Genomic DNA, 26,581 nt, shown 5'->3' with positions numbered 1-26,581 from the left:
ACCTGTGACCATTAATGCTGCATTATGAGGTTGTTTAGGAAAAATATTATGATTTTTATGAATTTAACTAGGTCGCCTCGGAGAAAAGTTATCTACTTCTCCAATGATAATTTACTGACTGTAGTGGTTTTTAGTTGCTCGCCAGCGAAGTTAATATGCTGTCTACAGTGGTTATATTACTCTCTATAGAGGTTAGAATACTATTTATAGTGGTTAACAATGTGGGTTGAGCCCTTATGGGACATGGCTTGCAGAGGATCGGGGATCTCTTTTGATCTATTAGATGATCTATCTTGGATCTTATTATTGGATCTAACCTGTAGATAAGTGGATAACCGCAATGATGTAAACACGCAATATTTAACTCCAGTAGAGGCTGACGATGGCATTATGGTATCTGGCATCAAGCTTTTTATAGTTATGGAAAACTCGAACAATGTTAATGAAACCCGCTTCACGTAGCGTCGTCATTTTTGCTGTTGTACTACTACTTGTTCTTATCACTGCATTGCTCTTCTTCCTGCGTAGCCCGCCGGTCGCAGAATATGTCACAGCTCCAGTACGCGTAGGGGATATCGAGAATTCAGTACTGGCTACCGGGCGAATTGACGCGATAGAGCGCGTTAACGTTGGTGCTCAGGTCTCAGGCCAGGTTAAATCACTGAAAGTTGTGGCTGGCGATCACGTCACTAAAGGGCAGCCAATAGCGGACATTGACGATGTGCCGCAGCGTAATGATTTACGTAACGCAGAAGCAGCGCTCAACGTGGTTAAAGCAGATCTGCAAGCTAAGCAGGCACTATTGAAACAGGCAGAACTCCGTTATAAACGGCAGCGACAGATGCTTAACGAAGAAGCCAGCTCACGTGAAGATTTTGAGTCCGCAGAAGCAACATTGGCTACCACCCGTGCGGAGCTACTGTCGCTAAATGCACGACTGGTGCAAGCGCAGATAGAGGTAGATAAGAAAAAGGTCGACCTGAGCTATACACGAGTCATCGCTCCTATGGACGGGATCGTTATCGCAGTTGTTACACAGCAAGGACAAACGGTTAACTCCAGTCAGAGCGCACCGACTATTATCAAGCTCGCAAGATTGGATGTCATGACCATTAAGGCGCAGATCTCTGAAGCCGATATCACACGTATTTCCATTGGTCAAAAAGCACGCTTCACCATTTTCTCGGAACCGGACAAAGAGTATGACGCGATATTGCGCACCGTTGAATTGGCGCCAGAATCCGTAATGAAAGACGACACTCTTGCCAGCAACAGTTCGGCATCAGGCTCCGGCACCTCGAATGCTTCTGTCTACTACAACGCGCTTCTGGACGTGCCTAACCCGGAAAACCGGCTGCGAATTGCTATGACTGCACAGGTCACGCTACTTGCTGGCGAAGGTAAAAATACGCTTTTGGTGCCCATTCAGGCGGTGCAAAAAGCCGACGGGAATAAGCAGCAGGTGCAGATTCTGACAGGTAACGGCAAGCTTGAAACGCGCCAGGTAAAAACCGGAATAACCAACAGCGTTGATATTCAAATCCTTGATGGCTTAAAAGCCGGGGAAAATGTCGTGCTGTCGCAACCAGGCGAAAAATCACCTGGGGAAGGGTTCGTACTGTGAGTAATATCATTGAGCTTAAGTGCATTAGCCGTACCTATCGTAATGGCGGCCAGACGCTTACCGTCCTGAGAGGAGTGAACCTGACCATCGCAGCCGGTGAAATGGTGGCGATTATCGGCGCCTCAGGTTCAGGTAAATCTACTCTGATGAACATAATTGGTTGTCTTGACGTCCCCGACAGCGGAGATTATTACATCGGCGGGCAAAACGCCGCCCAGCTTTCACCGGATGAGCTAGCAAGGATACGGCGTGAGCATATCGGTTTTATCTTCCAGCGCTATCATTTGATGCCTGATCTCAGCGCACTGGGCAATGTTGAGATACCTGCCATTTACGCCAACAGCGGACGTGACCAGCGTCGAGTGCGAGCGGCAGCATTGCTGGCCAGGCTCGGGTTAGAAGGGCGTGAGCACCATAAACCCGGTGAACTTTCCGGCGGCCAGCAACAGCGTGTCAGTATTGCCCGCTCGCTGATCAACGGCGGAGAGATAATTCTTGCGGACGAACCGACCGGTGCGCTGGATACGCAGTCCGGGCAGGAAGTGCTGGCCATCCTCAGCGAACTTCACCAGTGGGGTCACACCGTGGTGATTGTGACCCACGATATGAAAGTGGCGCAACATGCTCAGCGAATTATTGAACTACGTGATGGTGAAATAATCTCTGACAGCGGCAGCCGGTTGACCACTACGGAAATACTGCCACCCCCCAACCGGACCCAACAAAGTCGCTGGCAAAGTTTTCTCGATCGTATACGTGAATCTCTGGAAATGGCGCTTAAAGCGATGAACGCGCACCGTTTACGCACAACCTTAACCATGACCGGAATTATTTTCGGCATCGCTGCCGTGGTCACAGTGGTAGCGCTCGGTGAAGGGGCTAAGCAGCGGACGCTGGAGAATATTAAAGATCTGGGCACCAACGTGGTGAGCATTTATCCGGGCAAGGATTTCTTCGACGACAGCGCCGAAAGTATTCGTACGCTGGTTCCTGCAGATGCTGCGGCGCTAGCGAAGCAGGGATTTATTGACAGCGTAAGCCCGGAAATCAGTGCCTCAGACAACATTCGTTTTCGCGGAAAATCCGCAACCGCCTCAATTAATGGCGTTGGCCGAGATCATTTCCGCGTAAACGGCATTGAGATTTTGCAAGGGGCAACGTTCAGGGATGATCGTAACGCACTGCAGGAAGTGATTATCGATGAAAATGCACGCATGGCCTTATTTGATGAGGCAGGATTAAAGGCCCTGGGGCAAATTGTATTTCTCGGCTCCGTGCCTGCACGCGTTGTGGGCATCGCTAAGAGCAGCAATCGTAGCTATGCACCAAACCGAATTACCGTGTGGATGCCCTATAGTACGGTAATGTACCGAATGGCAGGTAAACCGGTTCTGACCAGCATCAGCGTCAGGCTGAAAGACAATGTAGCTAACGAGGCAGCTGTCAGTGCTATATCTCAACTGCTAACCCAGCGCCACGGCGTTAAAGACTTCCAGCTTTATAATTTTGAACAGATAAGAAAATCCATTGAAAGTACTTCGATGACTTTCAGCATTTTGATTCTTATGGTTGCATGCATCTCACTCATGATCGGGAGTATTGGGGTGATGAACATTATGCTGGTGTCTGTTACCGAACGAACCCATGAAATCGGCGTGCGCATGGCGGTTGGAGCTCGTCGTAGCGATATCATGCAGCAATTTATGATTGAGGCCGTGCTTGTGTGCCTGATTGGTGGTGCGTTAGGCATCGCGCTATCGTATGCGGCAGGCGCATTGTTCACAGCACTGGCAGGCGGAATGTTTACCGCCATCTATTCATGGCAGGCTGCTGCAGCCGCATTTCTCTGTTCAACAATAATCGGCATGATCTTCGGTTATCTCCCCGCCCGTAAGGCGGCAAGGATGGATCCGGTCGCTTCATTGGCCAGCGAGTAACCTATGAGAACTTTATCACCTTTGGCTTTATGCATTGCTGCCACGCTCAGTGCAGGCTGTGCAAACTTAATGAAAAGTGATTATCACGCACCTGTCGTGGATTATCCGGCCAGCTGGTACAGCGACGATGCCGACGGGGAGCCCGCGCCGTTTGACTGGAAAGCATTTAATGATCCCTTGCTGGATAGCTGGTTACGCCAGGTTATGGCAAGCAATAATGACGTTGCTTTAGCCGCTTTACGGCTGTACCGGGCAAGGCTTGACGCTGAGAAAGTGGGCATTACAAACGATCCGGGGATAAAGGGGACGCTGGGCGTAGACAGCAGAAAACAGCTTAACGGTTCACACAGCTGGGAAAACGGCAATTCTGGCAACCTTAATACCAGTTATGAATTGGATCTGTGGGGCAAAATAGCCCGTCAGCGCGATGCAGCAATTTGGGCAAGTCAGGCAACAGAAGAGGATCTGCGCTCAGCACGGCTAACCTTGCTCTCTGAGGCCAGTGACAACTACTGGCGTATTGGTTTTATTAACCAACAAATAAACGTCCTTCAGCAGAGCATCGGCTACGCAAAAGAAACTCTACGCCTGGCGAATGCCCGCCATCAGGCGGGTGGTGCTTCACTACTTGATGTGGTTGATGCCAGGCAAAGCTTGCTGATCCAGGAAAACAGACTCACCGGGCTGCGTCGTGAACGTTTGCAGGCGTTGAATCAGCAGGCGGTATTGCTGGGTGCCGCACCAGGCAGTCCCGTGGCTGAACCGATGACGTTGCCAAAAGGGGCAATGCCCCCGGTTAATGCGAACATTCCGGCTAGCGTGCTGAGACACAGACCCGATATCAGTGCAAAAGAGTGGCGGGTGCGTGAAGCTCTGGCCAATGTTGATATCAGGCGCACAGAATTCTATCCCGCTTTCAGTCTGACCGGTTCTCTCGGTACCAGTAGCAGTTCGCTGATGGCTTTCCTGCAAAACCCTGTTGGCTCCGTTGGCGCTAACCTGACGCTGCCGTTTCTCGAGTGGAGGCAGCAGGGCATGGAAGTGAAGATTGCCCGCAACGATTACGAACAGCGATTACTGGAGTTTAAGCAGTCGCTATATAAAGCGATGAGCAGTATCGAAGACGAGCTGTCCCTTCGTAATCAGTTATTGGCCCAGGAAAAAAGACTGCATGAAGGACTTGAGCTGGCAATGGAATCTGAGCGACTGAATGAAGTGCGATATCGCCAGGGCGCTGTGCCTGTCTCATTCTGGCTTGATGCTCAGGAGAAGCGCCGCCAGGCAGAACTATCACTGGATGAAAACCGCTTTAATCAGTTCCAGAACCTGGCGAAAATCTATCTGGAGTTCGGTGGTTCGGAGACTTTTCCATGAAAATGAATAGTCCATCAGAACATTTTCTCTAAGTGCTGCCCTCCTGCTCCGAGCGTAAAATACACTGCGCGTGACCTTCAGGCATCGACATACCTGGGTGCTATATTCAGGAAATAAATAGGCCACCAGTAGGTGGCCTTTTTAATTTTCTGCTGGAATAGATAATAATTATTGGAATTCTGGATCCATTTTTTGGGTCATACGACTGCGGATATCTCTCCTGAATACCTCAATTGTCCACATCCAAACTATGTGGCCAAAAGTTTCAGAGATTATTTCATCATGTGGTAAGTCCCATAACGGGGGGGCCCACCCACCAAGTGGTAACACAATGCCGTGGAAGCAGATTGTAACGAGTATGGCAAAAGCGACCCCTTGCCAAAGCTTTATCTGAGGAAAGACTTCAGCAACCAGACAATAAAACATCGCAAAAACGATCGAGAAGAGGTGATGTACCCCTGATACACCCCAGTTAACAATATGGCCTGAGTATGTGTAGACCATTTCATTAACTTTTAAACCAAAATCGGTAAGCATTTCGGCGGGTGGGATTGCTCTATCCGCTGTTCTTGGAGGAAGCACACTCTCTGTACCCCATTTTACAAAACTCGCTATATTGCCACCTAAAAAACCAGCCCATAACGCAGTAATGTAATTCCGTGCAGATTTATTAGTAGTATTAAAAAGTGAAGCCATATGATTCTCCCTTATCATTAGAGGTGAGAACTTAACACAAATTCTACGGCTTTGATTTACTCAATAACATCTTGTAACTAATAACAAACTTGAAACTTCTTCACCGCAATGGCTTGCGACAAAACTGATGGAGTTTTGATGATGGCTATCATTTCTGTGAGCTTTAACTCTGCGATGGGATCAAACTGACAAATCTTCCCCAAGTCCCTTATCATGGCTATGGTCTTAACCTCGCAATCAAAGTAACGGCAGTAGAAAGGCCGTCAAGTCGGCTTGATATAATGATGTTTAAACTATCTTTTTTGCGTAATAACGCGTGAGAGATGTATTTTGAATACTTACCCAGCGATATAGCCGAAAGGTTCCGATTTCCCACGCAAGGTTGGTAGCCACCATGATTTTACCTTCTTTAATGCAACCCTCGCATTGCCACATCTTAGGTTCGAACCCCCAATCACACATTTTTAGCCTCCGGGAGCGACAAAGCCAACGGATGTTGCCAGTAGGGGGGAGTCGAGTTATAGGAAGAAATAAGCGGTTCAATCGCTTTGCGAAAATGGAACAGATTGATCTCCTCCCTGAAAACAGTGATCTTCTCCCTGAAAACAGAGCCAGTCTAAACTGAAGTATCCGGTCTTTCTTTCCTCTCACTGAGAGGCATATCAACCATGAAAAAGACCCGTTATACCGAAAAACAGATAGCATTTGCCCTTAAACAGGCCGAAACCGGCACTCGGGTGGAGGAAGAATGCAGAAAGATGGGTATTTCTGAAGCCACTTTTTATAACTGGAAGAAAAAATTTAGCGGGATGGCCATAACAGAACTGCGCCGTTTGCGGCAGCTTGAGGACGAAAACCAACGGTTTAAGCGTCTGGTGGCGGACCTCAGTCTGGATAAGGAAATGCTCCAGGATGTCATTCGAAAAAAGTTCTGAGGCCCATTCAGAAGCGTGAAGCGGTGACTTACCTGCTGGACGCCTATCGTATCGGGCTGCGTCGTGGTTGCCGTTTAATGATGCAGAGTCGCACGGTATACCTCTATCGCAGTTGTCGTGATGACAGGGCCCTGACTCACCGGATAAGAGAAATTGCGGAGACACGGATCCGCTATGGTTGCCCGCGCATTCATATTCTTTTGCGCAGGGAAGGCTGGTTAGTCAACCACAAGAAAACCCACCGAATTTACTGTCAGGAAGGACTGAATCTGCGAGCAAAACGCCCACTCAGGCATGTTACAGCCAGGCACCGACACGCCCGTCCAGAAGTGACCGCATTAGATCAGTGCTGGAGCATGGATTTTGTTGCTGATAATCTGTTCAACGGGCGTCGGATACGTGCCCTAACTGTAGTGGATAATTTTAGTCGTGAATGCCTGGCGATCGAAGTTGGTCAGGGGCTGCGCGGAGAGGATGTGGTGGCTGTTATGGAGCGCCTGAAACAAATGCAGCACCGTATACCACACCGGTTGCAGACGGATAATGGCAGCGAATTTATCTCTAAAGCGCTTGACCGATGGGCATACGAAAATAAGGTGACAATGGACTTCTCACGGCCCGGCAGACCGACAGATAATGCTCTGGTCGAGTCATTCAACGGGAGCCTGCGCGATGAGTGTTTGAATGTGCACTGGTTCCTGTCACTGGAAGATGCTCAGGAGAAGATCGAGCACTGGCGGCAGGAATATAACCAGTACCGGCCACATTCCTCATTAAATAACCAGACTCCGGAAGAATTTGTCCGAAGCCTGCAAACAGACCCGGATCTCTGATTTATCCTGGCATCAATATTGGGAAGGGATCAATTTCTTGATGCCAGCCATTTAACTGGATTGAGTTGCATGAGCGCTGTTGACGGTGAAGTACCCTTTTTGCCCATAACCGAAATTTCGCGCACGGTCTGCGCCCATTCTGAAAATGGGAGGACAAGCGTTTTAACGCGACAGTATCTCAGAATCTCTTCGACGCCGTTAACGTGATCATTATCGAAATGCGATAGCACTAGCATATCAATGGATTCTGGCCATCCGCACCGGGTTATTGCCCCTAATACGCGGTTTAGCGTAGTCATGCTTGTGGAGCCACAATCATAAACCCATAGGAAAGCCTCTCTTGTATCCTGGCGTACAACACGACCTGATTTAAAAGTGCCATTCCCTACGGAGTGAAATTTTTGAGTCACTATAAGCGATGTCATTTCTCTTCCTTAAATTTGGATGCAGTTATGTTTAAGCGTACCTGTTCCCTGCGTGATATTTGAATATTATCGGCAGTTCTCCGTCATTATTAAATGATAATTTAGGATTTCAGCTCTGCATGAGTGCGTCAAATAACTTCCTCGCCACCAGAGGCACGAAGTTAGGCTTTAAACGCTGACCTGCTCCCCTTTAACTCACACAAAGGGGTAACAGGAATGTCCGTTGTTCGCTCAAAGCTGACCTTCAGCGTCACCGTCAGCTCAGTGCCTGGCGCGGGCTCAATGTAATGCTCTCCATTGAATTCTTATCCGATGCGTTCCACATTTGGATGACGCTCGGTTGCGGCTTCATGGAAAATGTCACCCAGCCAGCTGGCAATCTCGCCTTCTGTCATATCATCTGGAATAACGATTTCATAGAGTCGAGAAAACTTTCTTTCCGTCAGATCAGCACGAAATACAAGCCACCGTTCATTCTTACGTTGAACGCCAATATGCCGTCCAAAAACGTTATATATAAGCATATGCAATCTCCGATCATGCTAATGATCCCCTGAATCCATAATACATATGTCAGAGCAGGCCAGCGGGTAAATCGTACATATATGAAAGACCAACTTCCGCTCTTCGCTCATAGCTGCCCTAAAGCTTTCAGTGATTTCATGTCAATGTTAGGCTGAAGATATTGTAGCCCCCTCTTTACTGAGGATTATAATAGTCACTTTATTCTGAAAGAATTAGGGAGTTGAGTACATGATCCTTCCAAACCCCATTTATTTTTAGATAAGATTTTGCATATCCCTCTTTCATAAACCCTAGGCTTTGAAGCGTTTTGCTGCTTCTGTAGTTGTCAGGAAGGTGGTTTGCCATTACGCGATGTAGTTCATATTTTTCATGTAGATAATCTATCGCCATCTCGAGAGTCTCATGCATGAGCCCTTTCCCCTGATGATCATGATCGATTGAAAACCCCAAATGACAGGCCTGAAAAACACCATAAACAAAGTTGGTGAAATTTATGCTACCGACTATTTCCCTTTCTTCTTTTATAGTGAAAACCATCAGTAAATTTTTTCTTTCGTTGAATTCATTTACTGATTGTTTAATTCTTTCAGAAATATTGTTCAAAGTGAAATATTGGTCATCACGCAATGGTTCAAAAGGCGCAAAATTACTTCTATTTGTAATCAAGTACTGCTGTAATTTTTCCGATAAATCTTCAGTAAGCAGGTATACATCCGTTCTTTCTGTTGAAAATAACTTCATAACACACCAATCTGATTCATGATATTAAATGGATTATATGAAAAAACGGATGATTTCCAAGTGTTATAATTCTACGTCCGCTGTTCGCTCACAGCGAACCTAACGAACTTTGCACAGGTCCGATTTGTGCCAGAAGCGGATATAGCTCATAACACGGGACCTTAGAATAATTTACCTGACGAGTCGCAGCCCTCTTGAGACAATTCTTTTGAATTCCTCACATTCGGAATGCTCAGTCTTCGTACAACATGCTACATGTTTCAGTCCCCGGCTTAACAACTGGAGTTTGCGGATAGTGCCGTCGATGTCCTTTGCTCGTTGAAGAAGCTGTACGCGGTTTAATGCGAGTTTGTTCTCTGGACTAAACATCGTCGCTATTTCATTAAGAGAAAACCCTGCTGCCTGCCCAAGCGCGATCAATTGTAGTTTATTGATAACGTTTTCATTGTACTGCCTTCTGAGGCCATTACGGCCAACAGGTTTGATTAGACCTTTCTTTTCGTAATATCGCAATGCAGACGGGGTAACTCCGGTACGGTCTGCGATTTCCCTGATATCCAGTTCTTTCATTGTTGACTTAAACCTCACTTTAAGTTGCACAATGATTATTATGTCATTAATAAGAAGGAGTACGCTTTGGATATCATCATTTTTTTCAAAACCGTCATAGCGGGCATTGGAGCAACACTGGTCATGGATTGGTGGTCGTTATGTCAAAAGCTTATTTTAAAAATTCCACCATTAGATTATGCGCTGGTAGGTCGCTGGATTTTATTGCTTCCACAAGGAAAATTCAGGCATCACACCATTCTTTCAGCATCACGGATACCAGGGGAGAATCTTACTGGCTGGGTATTCCATTATCTAATCGGAATACTTTTTGCGGTTATACCACTTTTGCTTTACGGAAGAGGCTGGCTCATTGACCCCTCGCTCTTCATGGGCATGTTAACAGGTTTGTTAACTTTGATTGCTCCGTTCTTAATTTTGCAACCCGCGTTTGGCTTTGGTATCGCTGCCTCACGTACACCTCGCCCATGGGTGGCGCGTCTTTTAAGCCTGATTACGCACCTTTCGTATGGTATCGGGTTATATGGCATTACAGCTGTTATGGCGTCATTGTCATAGCAACATTGAGCTGTTCAAGAGTCACAACACCTACACTTATCGTCTGGAACTAGCCTTGTCGTTGTTTTGGTAAGCTGGGGTGACTAAGAATTATTAATCTGCGGAGAATTTTAATGTCCGCTCTTCGCTCTTGGCGCCGATGAGATACCGCAGACATTGTGTTAACGGCTCAGGCATGTATTAAAATTCCTACTCATCGTTTTTGTTCATAGTAAACAGCTAACTTCAGATAAGGCTGAACGATACGATCTATCGGAACACTAATTAGTTATAAACAGGGAAGGAATCAACAGGCCCGGATCTCTGATTTATCCTGACACCGATATTGGGAAGGGATAAAATATCAGAAAATCTCTAAAAGCGAATAGCCCGTTTGTAGCGAATAATTACATTACCACTTAGTCACAATAATAATATGCCCATAGAGAGCCTGTTTAATAACAGCTCTCAGCTTTATAAATAGGAATATTTAAATGCATTTGAACGTCAGGCGAGCAACGCCATTAACAAGTAAGTGTGTATCAATTTCAGTTTTAACTTCTTTCATAGATTTGTTTTGTACCCTACAAAAATCAGAAGCCTTTTTAGTTGCAGTCCCAATAGCACCTTGTATGCGGCCTGCAGCAGGCGCTGCCTCTACTTCAGTTAGATAGTCACCATTTTCTAGCTTTTTGACATCGGATTGATATGTCAAGCCCAAGCCTTGAAACTGTGTTTTATCATTTTGCACAGCGCAACCGCTTAACAAAGAACCAATTAAAATAGTGGTGGTAATTATTGATGTTTTCATGTGAAGAATAATCCTTATATATTTGGCTAGTCTCTATTTTACAAACTGGAATGAAACATTAATTAAACCAATCGCCATTTATAGATGCGTATAAGGTTATCGCATTGAATATTCTGAGAAATAAACGGCACTAACCGGCTAACAAGATCCTCAAGAATTGATGATGTTAAAAAAACGTGAAAAAAAATGAAAACATAGGTAGAATAATTACCATGCAATTAACAACTTTCAGTATTCATTTAATCACTCATGTTGTCGGGTCGGCGTAGACAAACATGCAACCAATCGTTTTGACATGCTCCCCAGGATTCAAGACTCATCGATGAGAGTATGCATTCCTGATTTCCGTTCCTCACCCATTTCTGACGGGATTCACTCAGCTGTCAGCTGTCTGCTGTCTGCTGTCTGCTTTGTGCGAAAAATGGACCATATTAAATTCGCGGTGCGTTCATCAATAGAAGCAGGTCAGATTGAGAGAAATATTGACTAAGAGTGCTTTTGATCAAATGATATTCATCAACGGCGAAATTCTCTTTTAAAAACGTGACGATTATTCCTTTATTTATACTTATTTAACTGCAAAAACACTTATATTATTTCATATAAAAAGAAATGCATGTCTAAATCATAATCAGCCAGAATCCTCTCCTGAAAATTACCATCGCTGACTGAATTAACCGCCGAACGCCAGAACTGCAATGCCGATGTATTTTTCAGCATTACCCTTGTTTGCCACAGTCCAGGCCTATCAGATACTGCAAGACGAAATGCCTCTTTAGCAACGCCCATTCCTCTGAACTTACGAATAATAAAAAATTGATAAATATCATAACGTTGTAAATCATAGGGATAGAGTCCAACCAGACAGAAGCCAGCGAGTTCCTCACCGCAATAAACTAAATACGGCCAATGGTCATTACGGCTATGGTATCAAGTGATGACGACTTAAAACTATAACTTCCATCGTTATTACATGGGCCTCGACTGAACTCAGAGAGGTCGTAAACGTAATATCGAAATAGATTTTCAACGATCTGTCTATGATAGACTGCAGAATGTAAACTTACTCTATTGCTCATATAATGACCCCTTTAGAAACTATCTGCAGCATAATCCAACGACTAAGATTTTGCGAATTTTCAATATGTCAGTGTAGCTTGCTCTTCGTTGACTCAGAAATCTGTTCGGTAATGTAAAAATAAATCGTATTGAGATGCGAGGTCTGCTCTTCGCTCTTTCCGGAAGACTCATTTCAGCATGTTTGGTTCGTGCAGGAAGCGGACATTGAGTAAATTGGGATACTTTGAATGATGAAAGACGTTTGCGCTCAGTATTTAATGTTGAGAGCTGTCTCCTACAGTTAATTCAGCAATCACATTCACTCAATTAGTGTATTGCCTTTCGCTGACGCATAGCGCCTGGCGGATATCCATTGATGCGCTTAAAAGCTCTGCTAAACGCAGCCTGTGAGGCATAGCCGAGGCGTAGAGCAACGGTGTCAATTGAGATCTTATCATGAATTATCCAGTGACCTGCGATACGCATTCGCACCTCCCTTGCATAGCGCAGGGGTGGTATGCCGATGATTGATTTAAAGCGTTCTGCAAAAACAGAACGTGACACATGTGACTGGGCAGCAAGTTCAGCAACAGACCACTCCCGACATGTATCGCGATGAATGGCCAGGATAGCACGGGCAAGTCGTGGATCACGTAACGCAGCGATCAGGCCAGCGGCGTTTTCGCTGCCGTTTTCTATCCATCCACGCACAATCATAGCGGCCGCCACTTCTGCGAGGCGTGCCAGAATGCCCGCGAAGCCTGCTCGCCCGGAACAGATTTCAAATTTCATCGCGCCCAGAATGGGGACCAACCCCGGATAAATCTGTTCATTTGCCTCAACCACTATGGCTTGTGGCATCAGTTTACCAAGACCTTGCATTCCACCGAGATCGAACTCCATACAGCCATAAAACAGAACCGTGCTGGGTGTCGGATTCGAACTCGGGCACGTATTGATTCCGCTGACGGCTTCGCCTAAAGGAGCAGAGCCTAAAGTGTCGATATGTTGAAATGAACTGCTGACATCCGATACAAGCTCATGATCCTCACCCTGCGGCATGAATACCATGCTTCCGGCTTTCAGTTCGTGCAAGATACCATCGTGTGTGCGAAGCAGAGCAGTTCCCACAGCGATGTAATGAAAATAGGCATGCCCCGGCCTGTTGCTAAAACCGATGCCGAATTCAGAGCCAGTCTGTAAACGGCGATACTGCACGCCACGTAGGCGCATTTCCAGCAGCAATTCACTGATAAGCTCGGATGACAGGGCAAAATGTTTATTCACATGCATATTCGGAGTTTTGGGTAAAAAATCAGGATAGGGCATCATAGATCGTCCAGCGACTCGACTCTAGACTTGGAGTTGTAATTTTTTCTCCAAGAAGAGTGAGTTATGAGAAATGAAGCAACTGAAGTTGTATCCACTAGTTTGAATAGTTCGGAACCCAAAGAATCCGCATGGATGGCCATTATTTCACTGACTATGGGCGTGTTTGGCTTACTGACTGCGGAGTATCTTCCTGCCAGCCTGTTGACACCCATGGCCGCCGATCTCGGTGTGACAGAAGCTCTTGCTGGTCAGGCTGTAACGGTAACGGCTGTGGTGGCCTTGTTTGCTGGTCTGATGGTTCCCCGCCTGACGCGTAATTATGATCGCCGAAATGTTTTGCTTGGTTTTACCATGCTGATGATTGCCTCCAATCTACTTGTCGCGCTTTCATCCAGTCTGGCCGTACTGTTAATCATGCGCATTTTGCTGGGCATCGCACTGGGAGGCTTCTGGAGTATGGCTGCTGCCGTAGCTATGCGGTTGGTCCCTGCGAAAAGCGTTCCGCGCGCGCTCTCCATTATTTTTAGTGGTATTGCTGTCGGTACCGTAGTTTCGATCCCACTGGGGAGCTATTTAGGTGGGCTTTATGGCTGGCGTAGTGCTTTTATCGCTGCAACCGGGGTAGGCGTGCTGACTCTACTCTTTCAGCTATTTACCCTTCCAGGAATGGCTCCGCGTAGAATGATGGTAACAGCATCTGTCATGGAATTACTCCGCCGCCCAGGTATTGCGATGGGAATGACGGGGTGTGTAATTGCCCATACTGGTCAGTATGCACTGTTTACCTATATTCGTCCGGCTCTTGAAAATATTGTCAAACTTGATGTGGATCGTTTGTCTCTGATACTACTTGGATTTGGCATCGCTAATTTTATCGGTACGCTGCTGGCTGGGTGGCTGATGGAGAGAAGCCTGCGTCTTACCCTGATACTCATGCCAGCGCTTGTCGGTTTAGCGGCATTAAGCATGATTTTGCTGCCACTAGAGGAAATAGGATTGATGATGCTCGTCGCGCTGTGGGGGATGGCATTTGGTGGCGTACCCGTTGCGTGGTCAAACTGGGTAGCGCGTTCCGTACCCGATCAGGCTGAAACCGCTGGCGGTATGGTAGTCGCAGCAGTTCAATCTTCAATTGCTGCGGGTGCTGCGTGGGGGGGATTAATCTTTGGTATCAGCGGCGTTACAGGTGTTTTCATCACCGCTGGTTGCATAATGTTTTTTGCCACGCTCATTATCGGACTAAAGGTGAAGGTCGCGCTGACCTGACCACTTCCCCTGTAACAAAGTTTCAAAAGAAGGCCAGCGGAATCAGGTTGCTGGCCTGAACAAAAAGTAACGAGACTTCCTATGCCTTTCCGTTTAATTCGCTAGTCAGCTCCTAGCTGATCTTACTCGCTTGTCCCCTTTTGTACCAATAGTGGACAGACAATTACCATGTTAAGTGTCCTCCCCCCGATGATTAAGACAACCCAATGTTACCTTCTTGGTGTACGTTTTCGTTCTGTTAGCCTTCATGGCACAAGTAAGAGATCCCAAGTTTACCGCGATAACCCCGAGGCTAGGATCCGGGGCGAGTACGCCGGTGCTGAGTGGTTGCGTCAGTTGAAAATCAGGTTGACATTAATGCTATTTTCCCATGCAAGAGCAGCGACACATTAGCCGGGCTGCAGGCTCAGCTGAGTTCATCCATGTGAATTTTGAACTCTATTGTCCAGTCGGCCGGGGCTCTTTAACAGGCAGATTCATCTCAAGGTTAAAAGTGTAGAGTCAACTACGAGTTTTTACGGTGTGTAATCTTCAGATAGGGGCCATGATATACTGGTGCGTAGGTAGCGCGTGAAGATCATATACGTGGCTGATGAGCTGATTTTCAGCTTTGCCGCGATTTCTCGGGAAGTGATAGCGTCACTAAAACGCATGCTCATCGAGATATAGGGCGTGTTTCTGTGCGCGATATTGACCACGTTCGCGAAAGTATTCATGGTAGCGAATGTGACCCCGAGATGAACGACGGTCTGAATGATACGCTTACGGACTTTCTATCTAGCCGCTTCTTATACTTTTTGCCTTTGGATCGCTCTGCAATGCGAGAGCCACAAGTGATGACATTATTCAAACCCGTAATAGCCTGAGTATTTAGGTCATATTAATGCCTTTTTTTGTCTAACTCCCTGGAGGTAATTGGAGTCAGCCCGGTCCCTCGCTCCCCGCCGCCAATAATGGTACCAGGATGTCACTAATGGGAGTTGGGATACCCTTTGAGTGGCCATAACGCTGAATGACACCGTTACGTATATCCCATTCAAGCGGCCGGTTAGCCTTCCGGTCGGCAAGTATAGAGGTGCCTAAATCTGCGGGCGCACACTGAAAACCGTTAACAATCTCCTGCAGGACACTATCTTGAAGCACTGCCCCCTGTGCATGTGCAACGATCATGCATTCGTGTAAATAAGCTAGAGCCAATTGTGTAATATCTTCTCGTGAGAATATTCCTGCATGGCGATTTGTAAGCACCATCAGGCCCGCAACTGCATTCTGCAGTAGCTTACGCCATGCAAGCGAGACAAAATCAGATGACAACTCAACCGTGCAACGCGTGCCGCTGAGCGCGTCAGTGACAAGTTGTGCAAGTGGCACATCCGGTAGGGTTAGTCGGGGTTTTGCGCGAAGTCGGACAGAAGTATCGGATTCACGCTGTGCTGGAAACCACACAACAGATGGGAGCACTGTTGCCCCGTTAACGAAGGGCTCCAGAAGGGTTTTCTGCTCCACGCCGTTTTGCAGGGCACATATTACAGTGTTTTCATCACACAACGCGGCCAGCCAACCAGCGCTATCAGCCACCTGGGTAGTTTTTACCGCAACAAAGACCAGGTCCATCGGATGCCTGACAATTGAAGGATTGTTCAACACCGGGCCTGGCACGATTATTTTCCCCTCATCGTGATGCAAAACTAATTGTGGATGCGCGGTACGTCCGCAAAGCATTGGTGTGCGGTCAACTTCATGAAGCAATGCAGCAACTGTAGTACCAATCGCGCCGGGTCCAATAAGAGCAATGGTTGGAAGGCCAGACATATCGATTTCTCCTGATTTTAACCCATCATAAACGTTCCGATTACGATCACCGTACACGCCAGCATTTTTCTCAACGTTAGCTTTTCCCCCAAAAACAGATACCCCAGAACAACAGCAAAAAGTACGCTTGTTTCGCGTAGAGCTGACACGCCCCCCATAGGTGCGGCCATCATGGCATAAATGATGAGGCCGTAAGCCAATAACGATACAAGCCCACCAACTGCCGCACCAAATAAACCAGGACGCCAGCGCAGTAAACTTTTTGTGTCGCGCAGGATGATAAAGAACACAGGCATCAGCGCACCCCACAACATGCTCATCCACACGGTATAAGAGAAAGAATTGCCTGAGACGCGCACACCTAACCCATCCACAACGCTATAGGCGGCGATAAACGCCCCGGTAGCGAGGGGAAATTTGAGGTCTCGCACCGGCACTTTAGGACTTCTTATAGCAAGTAACATAATCCCACTCGAGATCAGCCCGATACCGACAAACATAGTTGAGACAATTTTTTCCCCTGCAAAAATTGCTGCTCCAAAGGTCACCATCAGGGGCGAAGAACCCCGTGCAATTGGGTAGGTTTTCCCGAGATCTCCGCTTTGATAACTGCGAACTAAACACAGGTTGTAGCCGACATGCAGCAAAGCCGATAACACCGCATATTTAACGCTCTCGCCGGTGGGCAGCGGAAGGAATGGGGCGATAATGACGCAGCTACACGCGATCGCTACACACATTATGGTCATCGACCACAACCGGTCAGAACCGCCGCGGAGTAAGGCATTCCAACTCGCGTGCAGGAGGGCGGCGAACAACGTCAGTAAAATAATATGAGTGGGCATGTCTTGATGCTAAACAGCATCTGCCCCGATTTGAAGTGAATTGTTGTCATTGAAGAATGAGTAAACGCTCATACATTAACTGTAGCTAAGCTGAGCTTGCTGTGACTGAGCGAGAAGCCAGTTGCGGAATTTAAGTATATGCGGCTGAGTTTCTGTGCCTTCCGGACAGACCAAGTAGTAAGCAACAGGTGAGGGGAATATTACGTCAAATAATCGGACCAAGCTTCCTTCACGGATTTCTTTTTCAACGTGCCCGCTTCTCGCCAATGCAATGCCCTGGCCTAGTAAGGCTGCTTCAATAGTCATATTGGTGTCAGCGAAGCGCACATTCTCGTGGAGTACATCCGTATTGATGCCCACTTTCTTGAACCATGTGTCCCATTTTGGTACCAGGTCAGCACCGTCACGAGTAAGGAGCGGGTAACGTAACAATTCGCCAGGGACATTTGGAATACCAAAACGCTGTAAAAGGGAAGGGCTTGCCACCGGAAAGAGCTGTTCACGGAACATAAACTCTGAATGTAGCGCAGGATAATTACCGTTCCCAAAACGGATTGCCAAATCGGCATCTCCGCTCGCGAATCTAATAGCGTTATCGGTGTTTTCGATTGTAACCAGAATTTCCGGATGTAGGAGAGCCAGGTCAGGCAAGCGGGGTAACAGCCACTTAAGCGCAAAAGAATAGGTGGTGCTGACGCGCAAACGTACACGCCCATTTTGTTCACGCAGGTCGACAAGTGTGGTTTCGAGTTTACTGAAGAATTCGCGTACCAAAGGGGCAAGGGCTGCGCCAGCAGGCGTAAGGCGCAAAGTTTTACCTCGCTGAAAGAGTTGCAGCCCCCAGATTTCCTCGAGATTTTTGAGCTGATGGCTGACAGCACTTTGCGTAATGAATAACTCCTCTGCGGCTGACGTAAACGTGATGTGCCGGGTAGCGACCTCGAAAGTGCGCAATGTGGCTGTAGGGGGGAGATCACGTTTCATGTAGTTCCTGTTACTGAGTGAATGCTCATAAAGGGTAAGCTTGGTTCTAGTTGATGGAGAAAAAGTACACAAATATTCTCTAATCGGGCCCAGGATTTTCTTTACAACTATCAGAATACCGTAGTGCTACGCCGCTTCTATATATTGGCAATAAGACTATCCCACTTAGGGCAGTTAAAGACCTTTAAGTCTGTCTATAGCCTGACACAGCGCATCATTCGGCCTACCGGTTATCGTTATCGCCGACTCTTGAACTCGTTCAAGTCTTAATGCTATCCGGTTACGGCTGATTTCTTCCCCATTCTGCGCAAGCATTACGCAGCACTCCCCAATTAGCCTACATGCTTCCTCAAAGACTGGATTTGGAATATCCATGAGAACCTCCCGATGATCTGGAAAAAGTCATCTTAATGTAACTGAAAAGTTGTCCTAGGATTTTTACTTTAGAAAAATTAATAATCTCTATCAGTATACCAACTATGCTTTGTTCAGCTGACAAAAGATCAGCAGGTCTGCCAAGACTACTAGCATTCTAATCCTTGAATATAGCCCGCCTAAACAACGGGCTCTTTTTTTATCTGTCAAGTGGTGAATCGCTGAGTATTGGCTTATCTTTGAAGTGGACGGAGTGACTACCTTCCAAATTGAGCAATATTGATAGCTTTGATACTTAGCCCGTCATTAACACGGGTTCTTTGTAAGAAAATTTACTGCATGACGTTTTCGGGTAAATGGGTAAGTTCCTGATGCAGCTTCGAGAGAAGGGTATGACTCTCTCTAGGTTGCCCAGCACAAACTCAGCTAAAACTGTTTAGCCGGTTTACCCTTGTGGCTTAGAAATTGTCTTCCTCTATTTGAAACTTTAACCACCAGCAGTTATTACAAAAATAGGGCACTGCTTTTCCGCATTTTGAATGCATGAACTATCATCCGGTTCATCAGTCGTGGCGTACACCATCATAAAAACTACGCGGCAAAAATCATTATTTCTCCTAATTCAGATCTAAGATCTATCAATACCCGCAAGTAGAGTAGAAAGAGCATCAAAGCAGTTGCCACAGAAGATTATAGGCGTAGCCAAATTACTCGCTCATCAGACGAAAATCATCAATGCATTCAAATGACGGTAATGTATGTAAAAGAGGTCGATGACCTTAGCTAGGATTTGCGAGACGCTTAATTAGTGAAATGGCAGAGAGCTTTTCGTAACTCAAAGATAAATCGTGGTAAACCCACAAGCTTTGTGTTGCGATGCCGGGTGCCTCCCGGTGAACCGTCGGCCAGCTAACCATGGTTCGCATTTCCGCACAACTGAAAGAAATTAGCTGTTTATGCCCTACCGCATAGGTGGGATTCATCACAACATCTTAACCATATCAGGGATTCGTAATACATAAAACTGACTGTTACGGTATTTGAGTTTTGCCATTAAATGCTGTTCTATACACTCTAAGTTATGCCCATACTTGGCGTGTTTTTTGATGGGGAGTAGGTTAGTTTTTGCCTTCAATCTGTCGGATTATAGCGTTCAACCTATTTATTTCTTGTTCTAAATCATTTATCACATCAAGGGCAACATCGAGGACAGAAATGACCTGCTTACCTTTGTAGCGATCCTCAGAGCATAACTGTCCTTGTGTCGCTTTTAGCAAGATTGACTGACCATCTTTGTTCATTGTATTGCTCCCCGAAATACACATTCAAATTCTATCCTGCTCTTAAATCTACCATAAAAAGGGGTGTGCAATGAATGCAGACAATTTTCTTGAATTTTTTAGTTGTTATGTCTGCAGATGCGAGTTTCTTAAGCAACCAGAGTTTTTTGATTTTGAGGAAAACTTTCTCAGCTTAAACTGTGCATCATGTGGACGTGAGGTAACAAAAAAGAGCTTTTAGCGCTATTTGATAATAGGGAATTTAAACCGCCAAGAAGACTTAATACTTGCATGTTCAAGTGATTAACTATTTGAGAGAACTTACGTAGTTACTGCAAATGAGTTGAATGCATAAAAGAGGCGGCTAGTTCGGAAGCCAATAGGAAGGGCAGGGCTCTGGCGTTCGCCTTACGCATTTGAATCTTAAAGTACTGTTATTTTCGCTCTATTTAGATGATTAGGATTGACTTCGATGGGGATAGAGATGAGCCGTAGCAATACCATGTGCGAACGCGAAGTGTCATTTCCTATTCACGGTTTGGAGGGTGTATCAAAAAAGTTGAATTGAATGTTTCTTAATCAACTTACCTGTGCAAAGCACACACTTTTTGGCTGGGATTCATGGCTAGCTTAGATCATTTATAACTTTAGGTGAGTTTCTAAAGTATTAGTTAAGCATTTATAGCTTAACAACGACACACTATCCCCCTTGTAAATTTTTACCTCAACAAGATTTATCTGCTATTTTGAAAATCTATCACTTAAGTATTCGGTAAACTTTATGTTGTCTACGCTGATTTATCGCAGCCGTATTTGTGAAGGTCTCTCTCCCTCATCCCTTGAGGGCATGATTTCGCATGCAAGCAGTAAAAATGAGTTGTCTTCGGTGACTGGGATACTGCTTTTTGATGGGACCCACTTTTTTCAGTTACTTGAGGGGCCGGAAAAGGCAGTATCCAGCATATTTGAAACCATTTGTGCAGACTCACGCCATCATAATGTCGTTGAATTAATGCGTGATTACGCTCCAGCACGGCGCTTCGGCAAGGTAGGAATGGAGATTTTTGATCTCCAGAGTTATTCGGAAGATTTTGTCCTCCAGGCAGTTCTGGATAAAGGAACCTCGAAGTATCGTCTCACCTATGATGACCGAGCATTGCAGTTTTTATGCACTTTCGTGCAAGCTAGGGAAAGGGATAATTATCTGGATATTCCTCAAGCCGAGGTTTGGTCTTTTCAAGCTGATGGTATCTGTAAAACACCTGAAGTTGTCAGTTTGCCTGATTTGAAGGACATTGGGTTTACTTTTCAGCCAATTATTGATCCGCTTAGCTTAGAGATTCTTTCCTATGAAAGTGCACTTTGCGGGCCCGCCGGCGCGTCTGCTATCAGTTATTATTCCAAAGTAACGCATAAGAACATTTATGAGGCAGACCTCGAAGCACAGAAGCTCGCCATCAGTGTGGCAAAGAAATTGGGTATTGGTGATAAGACTCTGACACTAAAATTTCTTCCAATGACACTGATAACTGTGCCTGATGCGATTACAGCCTTGCTTGGAGAAATTGAAAAACAAGGATTGGTTGCCGAACAAATCGTCATTGCAATTACGGAAAATAGTGAAAAAACACGAGATGACAACTTGGCTGAAGTACTTAAACAGCTGAAGGCTTCTGGGATGCGTTTGGCCATTGATGATTTTGGTTCGGGGTCCGCAGGACTTTTACTGCTAACAAGGTTCCAACCTGAGAAGATCATGGTCGATCAGGGTATTATCCGTGACGTTCATAAGAGTGGTCCAAAGCAAGCCATCGTACAGGCTATAATCAAATTTTGTTCTTCGTTGGAAATTTCTGTGATCGCGACAGGAATAATAAAACCTGAGGAATGGATGTGGCTCGATGCAGCAGGTATCTCTAATTTTCAGGGAGAACTATTTGCTTCCCCGGCACTTAATGCGTTCCCAGCTGTTAATTGGCCAGAGGCTGACGAGATAGTGATTAAAGCCAGCTAACAAAACGCATAGTCACAGGCTATAGTGCCGCTCATCTGCTCTAGTTAACCCTAATTTAAAATATCCCGGAGTGACTTCGGTTCCGGATATATCGATAAAACTAGCCGTATCGTTGTGCACCAATAAATTAGACTATTTAAGTAACTTTATCTTTTAATGCAGGCTGAAGTTTTTGAATTCTGATATCTCAAAAGAAATAAAAGTCAGGATTAATACATAATCAAAAATGCCCGCTTAAACGGGCATTTCGTGAGTCCATAAGATTGAGGTCACCTCATTTACTTTCCTTTATGTAATTCAACCTCTAATTGCTTTGTAAATGATTTGGTTACGGATTTTTGGTGACTGATAAAGAGGATGATACTTTCAGGCAACTCACCTCGGATAAGGTTAATAAGACGGAGCGCAGTTTCATCGTCCAGATGACTTGTGGATTCATCAAGGCAAATAAGTTTTGGCCGGTTTATCAATATACGTGCGAAAGAAAGGCGCTGTTGTTCTCCACCGGAGAGCACTCGCTGCCAGAGCTTTATTTGATTTATTTGAGAAGAAAAATGCCCTAAACCCACTTTCTCAAGACTCATTTTTATCTGCTCGTCACTGATTTTCGCTAACCCGGGATAGCTTGCAATACGCTTCAGGGAATCGTATGACAAGTAGGATTTTTGTGGCACAAAGAGATTTTTTCCGGCTGGTAAAATCCAGCGTCCGCTGCTGTAAGGCCAAAGTCCGGACAGGGTTCTGAGAAGAGTGGTTTTTCCACAACCACTGGCGCCTGTAATGGCGAGGGTGTCGCCTTCATGTAAACGCAGGTTTACCGGTTTAAAAAGTGGCGTTCCCGAAGCGTGTCGGGCGACCAGTTCCTGGCATATCAGTGGTCCTGGTTGCCGTGAACGTATCGCTTTAGCCGGGATTTCCTTTAAGTTTTGCTCGAAAACCCACAGTCTTTCTACCGTTGCTGACCACGTAACAATCTGACGGTACGAATCGATAAACCAGCCGAAAGCATCCAGCACATATCCGAAAGCAGCACGTGCCTGCATTACACCACCGAGAGAGATTTTTTTGGCAATATACAGCGGCAATACAGCAAAAATTGGAATCATCAGACTCAGGCGAAAGTAGGTGGTCGTGAAGGTATCCAGTCTGAACTCGCGTTTCATCAATCGCTGCCAGTTGTGAACGATGGCTAAAAAGTGATGATGCATTCGACGTAGTTCGGCACGCTCTCCCCGGTATAAAGCAATCTGCTCGGTGTTTTCACGTATGCGTAATAAGCCTGCACGGTAGTCTGCTTCTGCTTTTTGTTTATCCATATTGAGCTGATGCAAAGGCCGTCCGATCCAGTGCGCCAGAACACTGCTGATGGTGGCATACCCCAGAGCGACCCAGACTAAATAACCGTGGAGAGTAATGGTATGACCGAGAACGGTGATGCTGAGTGTGTCCGATAGTTGCCATAAAATGAAAATAAAGGAGAAAAGACCGGTGGTATTTTTTAACAATGACAAAAACAGTCCAAGGCTTTGTTCAATCAGCAGCCGGATATCCTCGGCGATACGCTGATCGGGATTATCGGGTTCACTGTTGAGACTTAAACGATAATGATTATTTTGCCTAAGCCACGCTGACTGAAATCGCAGTGTCATCTTTTGTCGCCAGCGGATAATCAGTAATTTTTTCAGCCAGTTGGTACTGATTATGAACACTACAAAAAGTGCCGTGTATCCTGCATAAGGCAGTGCCAACCCGGCCACCGAGGCATGCTGGAAGTAGTCAGTCAGGGCATCATAAAATGCACGGCTCCAGTTGTTGTACTGCACGCTGATCCAAACCACGCCTAACGTAAGAGAGACCAGCAACAAAAGCAAAAGCCACGAAAACCACTCGCGGGGATGGAGCCAATAGGGGGCTATCAGCCGGTAAAATTGTTTCAAGCTTTGCATAAATAAAATCGCATTAAGTGTCAGGTTAGTTGTACCGGAAGCGTCCGAGAAAAGCGCGTTAGCCACCCGCGTGGCTGGCTAACGCGCTTAAAAAAGATTCAACTTAGTAAACCCATTTCACGTTGAGCATGAAATTACGCGGGTCTCCGTAAAAATTGTTACCGCCACGGTGACGGTTGGAGACGCCGACGTAATACTCTTTGTCCGTCAGATTGTTACCATTCAGACTCAGGCGTATTTGCTTGTTGTATTGATAGCCGATATTGGCATTGAAAAGCGTATAACCGCCCTGCGAAACGTCGTAGTTAGTTGTGGTAGACGTCTGCGCCGTTAATCCTGCGCCTGCGGACCATTTCTCCCAACGTCCCGGGAACTGATAGCTGTTGTAGACGCGGATAAGATGTTGTGGGGTATGTTTGCTGAAGTTGGTGCCTTTCTGCGTGTCGGCTGCTTCGAGATATTTACTGTTATTGAGCGTATACCCTGAATAAACCTGCCACCCTTCGGCCAGTTGGCCGGATACTTCCATCTCAATCCCCTGACTTTGGACCTTGCCATCAGCGATATAGCAGTCGTCGCAGCCGACCCCGCTCATGGCATTATTTTCCTGAATGATACGGAAGAGGGCGATAGAGGCATTCAGCGCACCCTCGAAGAATTCTCCTTTGACACCGGTCTCGTAATTGCTGCCGGTGACCGGCGGCAGGAAGTTGCCGCTGGCGTCCTGCGTGCTCTGAGGCTTGTAGATTTCAGAGTAACTTAAATACCAGGTGTAATCTTTTGCGAAATCCCACAGCAGGCCGCCGTAAGGGATAGTTTTACCTTTCACCTTGTAATTGCTGTGCCCGGTCATTGCGCCGGTAGTCAGGTTAGTGAAATAGGAGTCGTAGGTGAAGTCGCTGTAACGGCTGCCGAGGATCAGCTTCCAGTCATTTGCGAGGCTCAGACGTGTTGTCGCATACAGGCCGCGCTGATAGACGTTGTACTGATAACGGCGCGTATAATCCCAGTCCGGTTCACTCAGACTCTCCGGATCCCAGCTGTAAATATTCACCTTACTGGTGTTGCTTAGTGAACCGAATAAATTGCTGAAGTTCTCTTTCTGATAGTCGCCGCCGAGTACCAGTTCATGTTCGCGTTTCAAAAACTCAAACGGGCCGCTAAGGTTGACGTTTAGACCGTACTGGCTGCTGCGGTTGTGCCGTTGCAGGTAGTTGTTGAGTCTTGCATCGCCAGAATCATTCACGCCTTGCGTGCCGTTACCGTAAACACCGATGAACTTCCCCTGTGCACTGGCGGAGGTATAGTTCAGCGAGCTTTTAGCAACCCACTCATTGTCAAAATAATGTTCAAGCTCGGCGAAGCCATTGGTTTTCTCGAAGGTGATATTATTCCAGCTGGCACCCAGAAACGTCGAACGTGGAAGATTCAGACTGGAATAGTCCGTTGACATCGGGACACCATAAAGATTGGGAACCGTGTCAGTTTTTTGCCACGAAATGCCTGTCGTCAAAGTGGTCTGTGGCGTGAGGTCGTAGGCCATCGTCCCGAACAGCACCTGACGTTCACTGTTTACGTAATCAGTAAAACTGTCTTTTTTTTGCAGCACCCCAACCAGACGCCCCCGCAGCGAAGCATCGTCATTGAGCGGGCCGGATATATCCACTTCGCTGCGATAGTTATCCCAGCTTCCTGCGCTGGCGCTCAATGAGGTTCGAAAATCGTATGTAGGACGTTTGCGCACCATATTGACGGTGCCGCCCGGTTCACCGCTGCCCTGAGTCAGGCCGGATGCGCCGCGTAAAACTTCCAGATGGTCGTAAATCGCTAAATCAGGCGATTCGGTTGACGCTTCGGCGTATCCCATACCCGCGAGGCTGTTTTGAAACGAGGAACTGATACCATCTTCCTGAATGTTGTCCATCGTAAAGCCACGTGACTGGTAGCGGCTCTGGTACGAACTCTCGTTAATCACATTGACACCCGTCACCTGACGCATGGCATCGTCCAGGGAGGTCATATTCTGATCATTCATGCGCTGACGGGTTACAACACTGACCGACTGCGGCGTTTCACGCGGAGAAAGATTCAGACGGGTCGCGGCTGACATGCTGTGGGTAGTGTAAGAGCGTGTATCTTCAGTCATCGAGCCGTAATCAATTTTACCTACTACCACGAGTTCTTCGCCTTCAGGGATCTTATTTAGTACATAGCTGCCATTGGATTGTTGATCGGCCTGAAGGCCGTGGGATGTCAGGAGGCGGGATAACCCTTCTGTTATGGTGAAAGTGCCGTTGAGCGCTGTCCCAGATAACCCATTAGTTAAGGTGGCATCGCTCGCCAGATATATACCGGACTGTGCGGCAAACTGATTGAGCTGAGATGCAAGCGGTGCCGCCGGAATGGCATAAACATTTTGACGCGCTGTGATTTCAGCGGCATGAACAGATGTCACCATGGACGTGGCGAAAGAAAGTGCTGGCACGTAAAGCATCATGTGCATAAATGTGGCAAGTGGTTTGCTGCGCAAGGCGCGTGGCAGGTCATTTTGTGATGATGGTGACATAGATCCCCCTGAAAATTCCCAAAAGTAGAAGTGCTGCACAGGGTTAATCGGATGAGGAAACGAAATGGGGAATCGGAGAGGTGAATTTATTTTT

General features: G+C 46.5%; 20 protein-coding genes. 7 read left to right on the top strand and 13 right to left on the bottom strand.

The genetic code is table 11. The annotated features are described in order from the left end of the window. Positions 1 to 436: 436 nt before the first annotated feature. From etsA to etsC, 3 genes are read left to right on the top strand one after another with little or no spacing between them, the layout of a single operon-like run. A complete protein-coding gene (etsA, locus tag BV494_RS24325) occupies positions 437 to 1,624 on the top strand; it encodes a macrolide efflux RND transporter periplasmic adaptor subunit EtsA (protein ID WP_501207391.1) in 1,188 nt (395 codons plus the stop codon). Next, entirely contained in the window at positions 1,621 to 3,561 is a 1,941-nt protein-coding gene (locus tag BV494_RS24320) for a MacB family efflux pump subunit (protein WP_104925375.1), read from the top strand. Before etsA ends, BV494_RS24320 begins: the two co-directional genes overlap by 4 nt. 3 nt (positions 3,562 to 3,564) lie before the next feature. Next, positions 3,565 to 4,935 (top strand): macrolide efflux RND transporter outer membrane subunit EtsC, encoded by a 1,371-nt coding sequence (etsC, locus tag BV494_RS24315; RefSeq protein WP_104925374.1) that lies wholly within the window; start codon positions 3,565 to 3,567, stop codon positions 4,933 to 4,935. A gap of 168 nt (positions 4,936 to 5,103) precedes the next feature. Here etsC and BV494_RS24310 read toward each other — a convergent pair whose 3' ends face one another. After that, positions 5,104 to 5,631 carry a YagU family protein gene (locus BV494_RS24310; protein WP_104925373.1) on the bottom strand — a complete coding sequence of 176 codons (528 nt, stop codon included), beginning with the start codon at positions 5,629 to 5,631 and terminating at the stop codon, positions 5,104 to 5,106. A gap of 668 nt (positions 5,632 to 6,299) precedes the next feature. Here BV494_RS24310 and BV494_RS24305 point away from each other — a divergent pair. Continuing rightward, a protein-coding gene (locus BV494_RS24305; protein WP_104925372.1) for an IS3 family transposase occupies positions 6,300 to 7,399 on the top strand; the annotation gives its coding sequence in 2 pieces (ribosomal slippage) (positions 6,300 to 6,561 and positions 6,561 to 7,399; 1,101 coding nt in all). Positions 7,400 to 8,129: 730 nt separating this feature from the next. Here the strand turns inward: BV494_RS24305 and BV494_RS24295 are convergent. From BV494_RS24295 to BV494_RS24285, 3 genes are all read right to left on the bottom strand, one after another. After that, positions 8,130 to 8,348, bottom strand: a complete 219-nt coding sequence (locus BV494_RS24295; RefSeq protein ID WP_104925370.1) for a DUF7661 family protein — start codon at positions 8,346 to 8,348, stop codon at positions 8,130 to 8,132. Positions 8,349 to 8,547: 199 nt separating this feature from the next. After that, positions 8,548 to 9,090: a GNAT family N-acetyltransferase gene (locus BV494_RS24290; protein ID WP_104925369.1), complete on the bottom strand. Its 543-nt coding sequence runs from the start codon at positions 9,088 to 9,090 to the stop codon at positions 8,548 to 8,550. A 171-nt stretch (positions 9,091 to 9,261) separates the two neighbouring features. Further along, complete coding sequence (locus BV494_RS24285) at positions 9,262 to 9,660, bottom strand: helix-turn-helix domain-containing protein (protein WP_104925368.1); 399 nt, start codon at positions 9,658 to 9,660, stop codon at positions 9,262 to 9,264. A gap of 66 nt (positions 9,661 to 9,726) precedes the next feature. On the opposite strand from BV494_RS24285, the gene BV494_RS24280 reads away from it, so the two are divergent. After that, on the top strand, positions 9,727 to 10,218 hold the full coding sequence (locus tag BV494_RS24280; RefSeq protein ID WP_104925367.1) for a DUF2938 domain-containing protein: 492 nt from the start codon (positions 9,727 to 9,729) through the stop codon (positions 10,216 to 10,218). Between the two features lie 469 nt (positions 10,219 to 10,687). On the opposite strand, the gene yegR is transcribed toward BV494_RS24280, so the two are convergent. The 3 genes from yegR to BV494_RS24270 form a co-directional block, all read right to left on the bottom strand. Beyond that, positions 10,688 to 11,008 (bottom strand): lipoprotein YegR, encoded by a 321-nt coding sequence (yegR, locus tag BV494_RS24275; RefSeq protein WP_104925366.1) that lies wholly within the window; start codon positions 11,006 to 11,008, stop codon positions 10,688 to 10,690. A gap of 588 nt (positions 11,009 to 11,596) precedes the next feature. Then, positions 11,597 to 11,872 (bottom strand): hypothetical protein, encoded by a 276-nt coding sequence (locus BV494_RS26385; protein ID WP_369694511.1) that lies wholly within the window; start codon positions 11,870 to 11,872, stop codon positions 11,597 to 11,599. A 522-nt stretch (positions 11,873 to 12,394) separates the two neighbouring features. Further along, complete coding sequence (locus tag BV494_RS24270) at positions 12,395 to 13,399, bottom strand: AraC family transcriptional regulator (protein WP_104925365.1); 1,005 nt, start codon at positions 13,397 to 13,399, stop codon at positions 12,395 to 12,397. A gap of 63 nt (positions 13,400 to 13,462) precedes the next feature. Here BV494_RS24270 and BV494_RS24265 point away from each other — a divergent pair, with 63 nt between their 5' ends. Further along, the gene (locus BV494_RS24265; protein ID WP_104925364.1) at positions 13,463 to 14,665 is read left to right on the top strand and encodes an MFS transporter; all 1,203 of its coding nucleotides are present in this window, start codon (positions 13,463 to 13,465) and stop codon (positions 14,663 to 14,665) included. Between the two features lie 921 nt (positions 14,666 to 15,586). Here the strand turns inward: BV494_RS24265 and BV494_RS24260 are convergent. The 4 genes from BV494_RS24260 to BV494_RS24240 form a co-directional block, all read right to left on the bottom strand. Further along, on the bottom strand, positions 15,587 to 16,477 hold the full coding sequence (locus BV494_RS24260; protein ID WP_104925363.1) for an oxidoreductase: 891 nt from the start codon (positions 16,475 to 16,477) through the stop codon (positions 15,587 to 15,589). Positions 16,478 to 16,494: 17 nt separating this feature from the next. Continuing rightward, the gene (locus BV494_RS24255) at positions 16,495 to 17,322 is read right to left on the bottom strand and encodes a DMT family transporter (protein WP_104925362.1); all 828 of its coding nucleotides are present in this window, start codon (positions 17,320 to 17,322) and stop codon (positions 16,495 to 16,497) included. 75 nt (positions 17,323 to 17,397) lie between these two features. Then, on the bottom strand, positions 17,398 to 18,306 hold the full coding sequence (gene gcvA, locus BV494_RS24250) for a transcriptional regulator GcvA (protein ID WP_104925361.1): 909 nt from the start codon (positions 18,304 to 18,306) through the stop codon (positions 17,398 to 17,400). Between the two features lie 1,493 nt (positions 18,307 to 19,799). Then, positions 19,800 to 19,982 carry a hypothetical protein gene (locus tag BV494_RS24240; protein WP_192938236.1) on the bottom strand — a complete coding sequence of 61 codons (183 nt, stop codon included), beginning with the start codon at positions 19,980 to 19,982 and terminating at the stop codon, positions 19,800 to 19,802. Positions 19,983 to 20,742: 760 nt separating this feature from the next. Between BV494_RS24240 and BV494_RS24230 the strand changes: the two genes are divergently transcribed. After that, on the top strand, positions 20,743 to 21,975 hold the full coding sequence (locus BV494_RS24230; protein ID WP_104925358.1) for a diguanylate phosphodiesterase: 1,233 nt from the start codon (positions 20,743 to 20,745) through the stop codon (positions 21,973 to 21,975). 278 nt (positions 21,976 to 22,253) lie between these two features. Here the strand turns inward: BV494_RS24230 and BV494_RS24225 are convergent, their stop codons facing one another. Both BV494_RS24225 and BV494_RS24220 read right to left on the bottom strand, forming a co-directional pair. Next, on the bottom strand, positions 22,254 to 23,987 hold the full coding sequence (locus BV494_RS24225) for an ABC transporter ATP-binding protein/permease (RefSeq protein ID WP_226790150.1): 1,734 nt from the start codon (positions 23,985 to 23,987) through the stop codon (positions 22,254 to 22,256). 37 nt (positions 23,988 to 24,024) lie between these two features. Continuing rightward, positions 24,025 to 26,487 carry a TonB-dependent siderophore receptor gene (locus tag BV494_RS24220; RefSeq protein WP_226790149.1) on the bottom strand — a complete coding sequence of 821 codons (2,463 nt, stop codon included), beginning with the start codon at positions 26,485 to 26,487 and terminating at the stop codon, positions 24,025 to 24,027. Between the last annotated feature and the right edge of the window lie 94 nt (positions 26,488 to 26,581).

The sequence above is a fragment of the Rahnella sikkimica genome (assembly GCF_002951615.1).
GTDB lineage: Bacteria > Pseudomonadota > Gammaproteobacteria > Enterobacterales > Enterobacteriaceae > Rahnella > Rahnella sikkimica.
The sequence above is the reverse complement of the archived record's forward strand: the minus strand, read 5'-3'. Positions and strand labels throughout refer to the sequence as shown.

Bases quoted from the DNA above. Each gene is read 5' to 3' on its own strand.
- etsA (WP_501207391.1), top strand. From the start codon at position 437: ATGTTAATGAAACCCGCTTCACGTAGCGTCGTCATTTTTGCTGTTGTA.
- etsC (WP_104925374.1), top strand. From the start codon at position 3,565: ATGAGAACTTTATCACCTTTGGCTTTATGCATTGCTGCCACGCTCAGT.
- BV494_RS24310 (WP_104925373.1), bottom strand. From the start codon at position 5,631: ATGGCTTCACTTTTTAATACTACTAATAAATCTGCACGGAATTACATT.
- BV494_RS24295 (WP_104925370.1), bottom strand. From the start codon at position 8,348: ATGCTTATATATAACGTTTTTGGACGGCATATTGGCGTTCAACGTAAG.
- BV494_RS24290 (WP_104925369.1), bottom strand. From the start codon at position 9,090: ATGAAGTTATTTTCAACAGAAAGAACGGATGTATACCTGCTTACTGAA.
- BV494_RS24285 (WP_104925368.1), bottom strand. From the start codon at position 9,660: ATGAAAGAACTGGATATCAGGGAAATCGCAGACCGTACCGGAGTTACC.
- yegR (WP_104925366.1), bottom strand. From the start codon at position 11,008: ATGAAAACATCAATAATTACCACCACTATTTTAATTGGTTCTTTGTTA.
- BV494_RS24270 (WP_104925365.1), bottom strand. From the start codon at position 13,399: ATGATGCCCTATCCTGATTTTTTACCCAAAACTCCGAATATGCATGTG.
- BV494_RS24265 (WP_104925364.1), top strand. From the start codon at position 13,463: ATGAGAAATGAAGCAACTGAAGTTGTATCCACTAGTTTGAATAGTTCG.
- BV494_RS24260 (WP_104925363.1), bottom strand. From the start codon at position 16,477: ATGTCTGGCCTTCCAACCATTGCTCTTATTGGACCCGGCGCGATTGGT.
- BV494_RS24255 (WP_104925362.1), bottom strand. From the start codon at position 17,322: ATGCCCACTCATATTATTTTACTGACGTTGTTCGCCGCCCTCCTGCAC.
- gcvA (WP_104925361.1), bottom strand. From the start codon at position 18,306: ATGAAACGTGATCTCCCCCCTACAGCCACATTGCGCACTTTCGAGGTC.
- BV494_RS24240 (WP_192938236.1), bottom strand. From the start codon at position 19,982: ATGAACAAAGATGGTCAGTCAATCTTGCTAAAAGCGACACAAGGACAG.
- BV494_RS24230 (WP_104925358.1), top strand. From the start codon at position 20,743: ATGTTGTCTACGCTGATTTATCGCAGCCGTATTTGTGAAGGTCTCTCT.
- BV494_RS24220 (WP_226790149.1), bottom strand. From the start codon at position 26,487: ATGTCACCATCATCACAAAATGACCTGCCACGCGCCTTGCGCAGCAAA.